Source organism: Shewanella sp. Choline-02u-19 (genome assembly GCF_002836205.1).
Taxonomy (GTDB): domain Bacteria; phylum Pseudomonadota; class Gammaproteobacteria; order Enterobacterales; family Shewanellaceae; genus Shewanella.
Genome location: NZ_PJBE01000013.1, coordinates 1,607,952 through 1,619,003, shown reverse-complemented (window position 1 = coordinate 1,619,003; position 11,052 = coordinate 1,607,952). Strand labels below are relative to the sequence as shown.

Below are 11,052 nucleotides of genomic sequence, written 5' to 3'. Positions count from 1 at the left end.
CTCAAGCAAGTTGCTGATTGTAATTATGGTCGAAAATGGTTACAAAGAGAGCAAATAAATATAATTGGATAGTGTTTATGAATTATTCCCCAATCTTAGCCGCCGGTTTACTGGTATTCGTCACTGTTAGCTCAACTTCATTTGCGGCTGAAAAGCCATTTTCTATTGCAATACATGGCGGCGCCGGCACAATTTCCAAAGCCAGTTTGACTGAATCACAACAAAAGGCTTATCGCGCTAAGTTACAAGAAGCTATCGATGCCGGGTATAAAGTATTGGCAAACGGCGGTGATAGTCTTGATGCAGTGCAAGTATCAATTAACGTACTCGAAAACAGCCCTCTATTCAATGCCGGTTTAGGAGCGGTTTATACTTATGATGGTGCCCATGAAATGGACTCGTCGATTATGGATGGGAAGACCATGAACGCAGGCGCCGTTGCGGGGGTTAGGCATATTAAAAATCCGATCGATTTAGCAAAAACAGTTATGGAAAAATCACCTCATGTGATGCTCTCGGGTCAAGGCGCTGAAGAGTTTGCACTTACGCAAGGTTACCAATTGGTGCCAGCTAATCACTTTGATACTGAAAGCCGCTATCAACAACTGCAAAATGCTAAAGAGAAAATCAACAAAGCTGAATCCAATCCAGAGTATCAAGCGAGCACGGGTCACAATTATAAACAAAGTGCACTCGACTATATGGAACTCGATTATAAGTTCGGTACCGTTGGTGCGGTCGCTTTAGATCAACATGGCAACCTTGCAGCGGGAACTTCAACTGGTGGAATGACGGCTAAACGTTTTGGTCGTATTGGTGACTCGCCAGTCATTGGTGCCGGCACTTACGCCGAAAATGGCGTGTGTGCAGTGTCTGCAACGGGTCATGGTGAGTTCTTTATTCGTTACCACGTGGCAGGCGATATATGCGCAAAAGTAAAATATCAAAAGAAATCCATAATACAAGCGGCAGATGAAGTGATTAATCAACGTCTCATTACCGCTGGTGGCAGTGGTGGTGTCATCGCAATCGACCAACGGGGTAATATTGCAACGCCGTTTAATACCGAGGGAATGTACCGCGCTACCCGCAAAGGTGGCGAACCCGCTCAAGTGATGATTTGGTCTGATATGTAGAGGCCCCAATGTGTACTAAAGCAAATTAATGGGCTTTAGTACACATATCGACCTACGTATATTGCGATATACTAATGAATAATTATTATTGTTAAATTCGATGTGTTCTATGTCGCCCAAACCCGATCGTATTACTGCAATGCAGAACATTATCGAGCAAGTCAAACTTGAGTTACCCTTAAAAGATCCTGCAACGTTTGTTTGTGGCCCTGAAGGTAGTTGTATTGGTTGTCCTAAAAAACTACTGGAGTTGGTTGATAGTGAGCTGTGCTACTGGGAAAGCGCCATGGCTAACGGTGACATTCCGCAATTGGGAGATATTAGTCGTTTTGCCAAACTGTGTAAGAATGTGAGAAGAGGGCTGGTACGTAACGATGCGCTATCAAGGTATCAGAATATAAAGCAATGACAATACTGATAAACTTATGCAATTGGTCAGTTGCTTGGCCCCGATGGATAAATGTAGAAAGAGATGCTATGAGTCATGCGGGATGTTATAAAGCCGGTATTTAACACTGCTATACTCCCTTTATCATTCCAATCTTAACACTGTCATTTTTCTAATATGCGCTTATTAATTGTCGTTTGCTGTCTGGCCATACTGTATAGCGCTTGCGTTAACAGTGCGGAGCCATCCATAGACTCTTTAGATGATATGGTCAGTCGAGTGACTCGAGAAAACATTGCGACTTCGATAGTGTTAACAGATGCAAGCTTGATTACGTTAGGCGTCGTTAATTTTGATCCTAGTTCGTTCGCTGATTTTGGTGACTTAGACACGGGTTCACAAAGTTCTCTTCAGCGACGGCGCGAGCTTAAAACATATTCTTTGCCGTGGAACGGTGATGTGACACAAGCTTCTCCTCATTGGCAAACATCGACTTACTTCAAGTTATCTTATATTGGTTCAAATCAGACGGTAGATTTTTCTCAGCCATTGAATGACATCGATCAGCTGTCGGAGAAAAGTTATCTATTTCAAGCTGAACAGCGTTGGCAATACGAGTTAACTGATCATTGGAAAACCCAAATAGGGATTGGAGCACAAGCGATTTGGTATGAGAATCAATTCCTGTACCGAAGCGTATTAGAACAATTTGAATCTTTACTTGATAACGGCTTACTGAATACTTCTTATGGCGCTTTGATGATTGATCCCTCAATTGAGTTTCGCTATGACAACTTTGTTTTTGGTCATCAATGGCAATTTACCAGCCGTTACCGTTTTGCTATTGGCCGTACTTTATTGACAGATACAGCATCACAAGAAGTGTCTTCAAAAGTGGGTCGCTTTAGCAATGCACTGATTTTTCATTATGATCTTCCGCAATTGTTTGATAACGGCAATGAACTGCGATTCATGTTCAAGCGTATCGATCTATCCGGTGATGCCGTTGACCCTTTAGGAACGGATCATTTTTATGAAGTGGGTGCCGGCTGGGTACTTGATACACCTTGGTTGTCATCATGGGTTGATAATGTGGGTTTAGGCGTTACGGTTAACATCGGCAGTGTGTTAAGTGGCGGCAGTATATTATTGTTATTTAACGAAGATATTTAGTCTAACCGATATAAACGCAGTGGCCATTTTTACAAGTCAAACGGGTATAAGTGACTCTCCCCATTGTTCAATTTTGTACAAGCCCCCTCTTTGATTGCTAGCGTTCTAATGCAAAACGGCAAATTTAACCATATCGACTTTTACGGTTACCGCTATCGGTTTAATCCACTCCCTAATTGCTAAATATTAGCTAAACTAAATTAGAAACAAATGAATAGGGGAATGCAATGGATTCAATCAATGTAAAAGAACATATGGATCGCCAACCGGTAATGCTGACACCATCGATGTCGATAGCAACCGCGGTAGAAAAATTACTAGCGAACAAAAAGTTAGGTGCGCCCGTTGTTGATGTTGACGGCAAACTGGTGGGTTTTTTATCTCAGCAAGACTGTTTATCGGTAATGCTTAAAAGTAGTTATCATTGTGATTTAACGGCCATCGTTAAGGATTGCATGCGGACTGAGGTGTTATCTGTAGGGCCTAATAGCAGCGTATTAGCTTTAGCAGAACAAATGTTAGGTCCCAAGCCTAAGGTTTATCCCGTGGTTGATAATGGAAAAGTGATAGGTACCATTAATCGCACTAATGTTTTAGCGGCGATAAATACCTATATGCAACAATGTTATTTAACTCCGGCTTAGCACAAAGTATTTTTATGTCAGCTATACCACTGAAGTGCGTTCCTTGTTAGGATCAACCTCTTTGATTTTGGCTATGGAATTTGCACTTGAGTTCGCAACAGTATCACCTATCTAACGCATTTTTAAAAAACTGTTATGAAGCCGACGCCGCCCAAATTAGGCGTCGCTTGTTTAGGCTTCGTAAAGAGCCGGATTCTGAAAAGAAGAGTGCAACGTTAGATTCTCTTGAGCAGCTCGCGTTAGCCTCTCGCAAAAAAGTAGAGCTTCGTCTTGCTAATCGGCCACAAATTACCTTTCCAGAAAATTTACCAATATCGCAAAAACGCGATGAAATCGCTACAGCGATTGCCAGTAATCAAGTGGTCATTATTGCGGGTGAAACCGGTTCTGGTAAAACCACTCAGTTGCCAAAAATTTGCTTAGAGCTGGGGTTGGGCACACGTGGTTTAATAGGCCATACGCAGCCACGTCGACTTGCCGCGCGCAGCGTTGCCACACGTATCGCGGAAGAGATGAATTCACCACTAGGTGAGGCAGTAGGCTTTAAAGTCCGCTTTGCCGATGCGATAAAGCCTGAATCCTACATCAAGTTAATGACGGACGGTATTTTACTGGCTGAACTCACGTCAGATAAATTACTTAACCAATATGACACTATTATTATCGATGAAGCGCATGAGCGTAGCCTTAATATCGATTTCATTTTGGGTTACCTTAAAAATGTTCTAAAGAAACGTCCTGATCTAAAAGTGATTATTACTTCAGCGACCATTGACGTTGAGCGTTTTTCGCAACACTTTAATGGTGCGCCCGTGATAGAGGTATCGGGTCGAACGTATCCGGTTGAAACGCGCTATTGCTCTCTGGTTAAAGACAATGCGGAAGATTTTGACCTCATGGAAGGTATTTTTGCCGCGACCGATGAGCTGATCAATGAAGGTCTTGGTGACATTCTTATTTTTATGAATGGCGAGCGCGAAATTCGTGATGTTGCAGACCAGCTTAACCGCCGCCAATACCGCGATACAGAAATTCTGCCTTTGTATGCTAGGCTGTCATATGGTGAACAAACCAAAGTATTTAAGAGCCATGTTGGCCGACGGATAGTATTGGCGACTAACGTGGCTGAGACTTCGCTGACCGTGCCCGGTATACGGTATGTGATTGATCCCGGTACAGCGCGAATGAGTCGTTATAGCTACCGCACTAAAGTGCAGCGGTTACCGATTGAGCCTATTTCTCAGGCAAGTGCCAACCAACGTCAAGGGCGTTGTGGCCGCGTCGCACCAGGGATCTGTATTCGGCTTTATAGTGAGGAAGACTTTACCTCTCGCCCCGAGTTTACCGACCCAGAGATTTTACGCACCAATCTGGCCTCAGTGATCTTAAAAATGTTGGCGATTGGACTGGGAGATATCGAAGGCTTTCCCTTTATTCAGCCACCTGATGAACGCTATATTCGTGACGGCTTTATGCTGCTCGAAGAACTACAAGCCGTGAGTCTGAAGAAAGGTCTGTTAACCCTAACATCATTGGGTAGACAGCTGGCCCATATTCCGGTTGACCCACGTCTTGCGCGGATGGTGATCCAGGCACAGAAAAATGGTTGTTTACATGAATCGCTAGTGATTGCTTCGGCCTTGTCTATTCAAGATCCACGCGAACGTCCTATGGATAAAAAACAAGCTGCAGATCAAGCGCATAATCGCTTCAGCGACCCCGATTCTGACTTTGTTTCTTTTTTAAACTTATGGGATTTCTTAAAGCAAAGCCAAAGAGAACTCTCGAGTAGCCAATTTAGAAAGCAGTGTAAGGGGGAGTTTTTAGCCTACTTGCGTGTGCGGGAGTGGCAAGACCTCTATGCACAGTTGAGGCAAGCGACCCATGAGCTTAAGTGGAAGCTCAATGACACCAGCGCTGAAATCAATTATGAACTGCTACACAAGTCTTTGTTAACCGGTTTATTAAGCCACATTGGTTTTAAAGATAAAGATAGAGAATACCTGGGTGCTCGAAACAGTAAGTTCTTTGTGTTTCCTGGCTCTCCTCTGGCCAAAAAAGGCCCTAAATGGCTGATGGCAGCAGAGCTAACTGAAACATCACGCTTATTCGCTCGTTGCTGCGCTAAGATCCAGCCTGAATGGATAGAACCGCTTGCAGAACATTTAGTGAAAAAAAGCTACATCGAGCCCCACTTTGAAGCTAAACAGGGCTCTGTTGTTGCACTAGAAAACCAAGTACTTTATGGCTTACAAATTGTGAATCGCCGTAAAGTTCAATATGGACCCATTGAGCCGGTCGAAGCCCGTGATATCTTTATTCGTTCAGCACTTGCTGAAGGTGAGCTAAGAACCAACGAAGCCTTTTTTGTCAGTAACCAAAAGTTATTACTAGACATTGAATCGCTTGAACACAAATCACGTCGTCGCGATATTTTAGTCGATGAGCAAGCGTTATTTCATTTCTACGAGCCTAAAATTCCGGCTGATATTTATAACGAGCCGACATTTATAAAGTGGTGGAAAAAAGCCAAGCAACAAAATCCCGATCTACTTGATTTTGAACGCGAAGCGTTAATGCAGCGCAGTAGCGATCACGTATCAATGCTGGACTTCCCAGATAAATGGCATAAAGGGAATTTAACCCTTAATGTCAGTTACCATTTTGAGCCATCGGCGGCTGATGATGGCGTCTCTGTGCATATTCCTGTGGCATTGATTAATCAGGTCGATGACATCGATTTTGATTGGATAGTACCAGGACTTCGCGAAGAGAAATGCATCGCGCTGATTAAGTCTTTGCCTAAAACACTGCGTAGAAACTTTGTTCCAGCACCTGATTACGCAAAAGCGTGCATACAAGCTATTACGCCATTTGAATTACCTCTTATTGATGCCATGTGTAAACAGTTGCTAAGAATGAGCGGCGTGCGGGTTTCTCCAGAGGATTTTGATGATACTCAGTTAGCACAGCATTTATTGGTCAACTTTCAAGTTGAAGGTGATAAAGGAAAGCTATTAACCCAAGGGCGTATTTTGGAGCCCTTGAAAGCGAGTATGCAAGGACAAGTCGTTCAAGCTATTCGTGAAGTCGCTGACTCGGGGATTGAGCAAAAGGGGCTAGAGAGCTGGACGTTTGGTGATTTGCCTAAACTGTTTGAACAGAAAAAAGGCAACTTTGAAGTTAAAGCGTTTCCTGCGCTGGTGGACGATAAAACTAGCGTTTCGATCAAACTATTTGATGATGAATTTGAAGCACAGAAACAGCATCGAATAGGCTTGCAACGCTTGCTGCTGATCAATATTCCATCACCGGTAAAGCACTTACAAAAATCCTTGCCCAATAAAGCTAAATTGGCGATGTACTTCAACCCATTTGGTCAGGTGCAGATCCTTATTGATGATATTTTATCCGCGGCAGTACAACAGCTTATCGATGAAGAAGGATTCGACATTCGTTCTGAATCCCAATTTGAAAAAGCTAGGGACTTAGTCAGGCAAGAATTGAATCCAACGGCTGAAAAGTTAGCGCTTAAAGTTGAAGAAGTATTGACCATTTATAATCGTATCAAGAAACGCCTGAAAGGCAAAATCAGCTTGGATATGGCATTTGCGATGAGTGATATTCAAAGCCAACTTGAGCAATTAGTTTTTAAAGGTTTTGTGCAACAGTGTGGATGGAATCGACTGAGTGATATCATTCGATATTTGAAAGGCATTGAAAATCGACTAGAGAAACTACCGGTTGACCCGAACCGCGACCGTTTACACATGCACAGCATCAATAAAGTGCAGGAACTGCTAAAAGGACAGCTGGTCAAATTGCCTAAGTCGATGCCAGTTCCTGATGTGCTGGTAGAAGCTCGTTGGATGATAGAAGAGTATCGAGTGTCTTGTTTTGCGCAGACATTGGGCACCGCATATCCAATATCTGAAAAACGTATTTTGAACCAAATCTCACAAGTTTAATCCTAGTCATTATCAGCGTAATGATAAAAACGCACGGCTTATGCCGTGCGTTTTTGTGTCTATCAGTTAGAAAGTAATTTAACGTACAGCCTCTCTTTTTCTCACTACTCATTACTAGTTTGATCCATTTTTTGTTATGTACTGTATTGACTAGCGATAACCTAACCAATTAATGATGCTAATTTACGATGAGGTTATATACTTTGTGTAAAATAAATACAGTGTATACCTCATCATCTAGCAGATAATAATGCGATTAAAATTGGTTGGGCAGGGAAGAGTTATGTATTGTTTTTTACAAACTCGAGACATAAGCGATACTTTTTAAATTTTAAATGCTACCCCGTCGAAAATATGTAGTACCTCTTTGTGTATATTTTGTTTAAAAAATAGCATTTACTGATTGATATTTATCCACCCATAACCCATTGTTTAGAGTGTCCTTAATAGCTTAAGGGCTATTTTACTTAAATCTTAATCTACCCAGTTGATTAGGAAGGGTGATCTAGTAGTTTTTCATGAAAAAAGGATGATCTAGATCAACCTGCGGTTGGCTTTACCAATAGTAGGTATGTAACAACTATATGGAGAGCTGTTATTATCTGCACTAAGTTAAATGCGTGTTAATTCACGCTCAAATAAGACTGTCATTCTGTTTTTGATTATCGTTGTTTAAGTCGTTCGTTATTGGTATTTAACCGCACAAAATTTTATTGCAGCAACCTACCAACCATTGCTAATGATCGCTGGGAAAGCATAAATACAAAATAACATTCAGTGCATAGTTAGCGAGTAGTGTCCAATACCGATGTATTTTTTAAATAGACAACATGACGAAGAAACAATAGCAAGACACGACTGTAATGGATGAGGGTTAGCTTAATGAAGTTAACCAGATAATATCATTTCAGCTTTATTACTCAGATAGATAAGGAACGCACCCATGTCGTTACCTGAGGTACATATCTCAAGCTTACTTGTACAAGTTAGCCCTGAGCACTTAAATACAACGAAAAAGCTGATAGAAGATTTTGAAGAAGCCGAAATTTATGGTGTTAATGACGTTGGTAAAATCGTCGTAGTGTTAGAAACACAAAAAGAAGGTTTTATTAGCGACATCATTGAAAAAATTAATAATATGCCCGGTGTGCTTGGCGCAACCATGGTCTATCACCAAATAGATAGTGATCCCGACTCCACCAATTTACCCCCTTATAATAAAGAGTGTGTTAGCGAGGAACAAGTATGAAAATGACTAGACGTGAGTTTATCAAAGCCAATGCAGCAGCGTCAGCTGCTGCGCTTGCAGGTATTACTCTTCCAGCCACAGCAACAAATTTAATCGCAACAAGTGACGAGTCAAAGATCCATTGGGACAAAGCCCCATGTCGCTTCTGTGGCACTGGTTGTTCAGTGCTTGTTGGTACTCAGGAAGGTAAAGTCGTCGCGACTCAGGGCGATCCAGAATCACCAGTCAATAAAGGCCTTAACTGTATTAAAGGCTACTTCTTATCAAAAATCATGTACGGTTCAGATCGTTTAACTCAGCCATTACTGCGCCAAACCGATGGTAAATTTGATAAAGACGGCGACTTCGCACCTGTTAGCTGGGATCAAGCCTTTGATATCATGGCTGAGAAATGGAAGTCTGCGTTAAAAGCAAAGGGCCCAACCAGTGTGGGTATGTTCGGTTCTGGTCAGTGGACCGTTATGGAAGGATATGCTGCTTCAAAAATGATGAAAGCAGGTTTCCGTTCTAATAATATCGACCCTAATGCACGTCACTGTATGGCCTCTGCTGTTGGTGGCTTTATGCGAAGCTTTGGTATTGATGAGCCAATGGGTTGTTATGATGACTTCGAAGAAGCAGATGCGTTTGTGCTTTGGGGTTCTAATATGGCAGAGATGCACCCCATTTTATGGAGCCGCATCACTGACCGTCGCTTGAGCTTTCCACATGTTAAAGTGAATGTATTATCTACCTATTATCACCGTTCGTTCGAACTCGCTGATAAAGGTTACATTTTTAAGCCACAAACCGACCTTGTTATTGCAAACTTTATTGCTAATTACATCATTGAAAATGATGCTGTAAATTGGGATTTTGTAAGTAAGCATACCCATTTCAAGCAAGCAACCACAGATATTGGTTATGGTTTAAGGGATGAGCATCCTCTACAGCAAGCAGCTGCTAACCCGAATGTCGGTAAGATGTACTCAATTGATTTTGAAGAGTACAAAAAGTCGGTAGCACCATATACGCTTGAAAAAGCGGTTGAGATGACGGGCCTAAATGAAGAACAACTGGTTACGCTTGCTAAGCAGTTTGCCGACCCTAAGATTAAGGTGATGTCTCTTTGGACTATGGGTATGAACCAACATACTCGTGGTGTTTGGATGAACTCGCTGGTCTATAACATCCATCTATTAGTGGGTAAAATATCCACTCCAGGTAATGGGCCATTCTCACTAACGGGTCAACCGTCAGCGTGTGGTACAGCGCGTGAAGTCGGTACTTTCTCCCATCGTTTACCTGCAGACATGGTCGTAGCGAACCCTGAGCACCGTAAACGTGCTGAGCATTTATGGAAAATTCCTCAAGGCACTATTCCACCGAAGCCGGGTTTCCATGCAGTACAGCAAGATCGTAAATTGAATGACGGTGTGCTTAATGCGTATTGGACCATGTGTAACAACAACATGCAGGCTGGTCCAAACATCAATCAAGAGCGCTTACCAGGCTACCGTAATCCAGAAAACTTTATTGTTTGTTCAGACCCATACCCAACGGCGACAGCGCAAGCTGCTGACCTTATTTTACCGACGTCTATGTGGGTAGAAAAAGAGGGTGCTTATGGTAATGCTGAGCGTCGTACTCAGGTTTGGTATCAACAAGTGAAAGCGCCGGGTGACTCTAAGTCTGACCTATGGCAGCTACTGGAGTTTTCAAAACGCTTCAAAATTGAAGAAGTGTGGAGCGAAGAGCTAATCGCCCAGATGCCAGAAGTACGTGGTAAAAACATGTATGAAGTGCTATTTGAAAATGGCCAAGTGAATAAATATCCATTATCAGAAGCGCAGGAGCTTAATGATGATGCACAAGACCAAGGTTACTACATCCAGAAAGGCCTATTTGAAGAGTATGCAAGCTTCGGACGTGGCCATGGTCACGATTTAGCACCGTACGATCGCTACCATCAAGAGCGCGGTCTGCGTTGGCCTGTTGTGGACGGTAAAGAGACCAAGTGGCGCTTTAGAGAGGGGTCAGACCCTTATGTAGGCAAGGGTAAAGGTTTTGAGTTCTATGGTAAGCCAGACGGTAAAGCATGGATCATATCGGCACCTTACGAGGCACCACCAGAGTCTCCAGATGAGGAGTATAACCTGTGGCTGTGTACTGGTCGTGTACTAGAGCATTGGCATACAGGAACTATGACACGTCGTGTACCTGAACTTTATAAGGCCGTCCCAGATGGGCTTTGTTACATGCATCCAGATGATGCAAAGTCTCATGGTGTACGTCGTGGTGATGAAGTGCTAATGAGTAACAAACGTGGTGATATTCGCGTACGTGTCGAGACTCGCGGACGTAACCGTCCACCAAAAGGCTTGGTATTTGTCCCATTCTTCGATGCTCGTATCTTAATTAATAAACTGATTTTAGATGCAACCGATCCACTATCAAAACAGACAGACTATAAAAAGTGTCCTGTTAAAATCACGAAAATAGTATAAGGCAGGGT

7 protein-coding genes are annotated in these 11,052 nt (G+C 42.7%); all 7 read left to right on the top strand.

All coding sequences use genetic code 11. The features are described from left to right. Window positions 1-77 precede the first annotated feature (77 nt). The 7 genes from CXF83_RS13760 to napA all read left to right on the top strand — a co-directional run bounded on the left by CXF83_RS13760 (window position 78) and on the right by napA (window position 11,044). On the top strand, window positions 78-1,136 hold the full coding sequence (locus tag CXF83_RS13760; protein WP_101091001.1) for an isoaspartyl peptidase/L-asparaginase family protein: 1,059 nt from the start codon (window positions 78-80) through the stop codon (window positions 1,134-1,136). 109 nt (window positions 1,137-1,245) lie between these two features. Continuing rightward, window positions 1,246-1,545, top strand: coding sequence for a hypothetical protein (locus CXF83_RS13755; protein ID WP_101091000.1), 300 nt, complete (start codon window positions 1,246-1,248; stop codon window positions 1,543-1,545). Window positions 1,546-1,701: 156 nt separating this feature from the next. Next, window positions 1,702-2,697 (top strand): Solitary outer membrane autotransporter beta-barrel domain, encoded by a 996-nt coding sequence (locus CXF83_RS13750; protein WP_101090999.1) that lies wholly within the window; start codon window positions 1,702-1,704, stop codon window positions 2,695-2,697. Between the two features lie 227 nt (window positions 2,698-2,924). After that, a complete protein-coding gene (locus tag CXF83_RS13745; RefSeq protein ID WP_101090998.1) occupies window positions 2,925-3,341 on the top strand; it encodes a CBS domain-containing protein in 417 nt (138 codons plus the stop codon). Between the two features lie 86 nt (window positions 3,342-3,427). Next, window positions 3,428-7,309 carry an ATP-dependent RNA helicase HrpA gene (gene hrpA / locus CXF83_RS13740; RefSeq protein WP_101090997.1) on the top strand — a complete coding sequence of 1,294 codons (3,882 nt, stop codon included), beginning with the start codon at window positions 3,428-3,430 and terminating at the stop codon, window positions 7,307-7,309. Between the two features lie 943 nt (window positions 7,310-8,252). After that, entirely contained in the window at window positions 8,253-8,558 is a 306-nt protein-coding gene (locus tag CXF83_RS13735) for a chaperone NapD (RefSeq protein WP_101090996.1), read from the top strand. After that, a complete protein-coding gene (gene napA / locus CXF83_RS13730) occupies window positions 8,555-11,044 on the top strand; it encodes a nitrate reductase catalytic subunit NapA (protein WP_101090995.1) in 2,490 nt (829 codons plus the stop codon). Before CXF83_RS13735 ends, napA begins: the two co-directional genes overlap by 4 nt. Window positions 11,045-11,052: the final 8 nt, after the last annotated feature.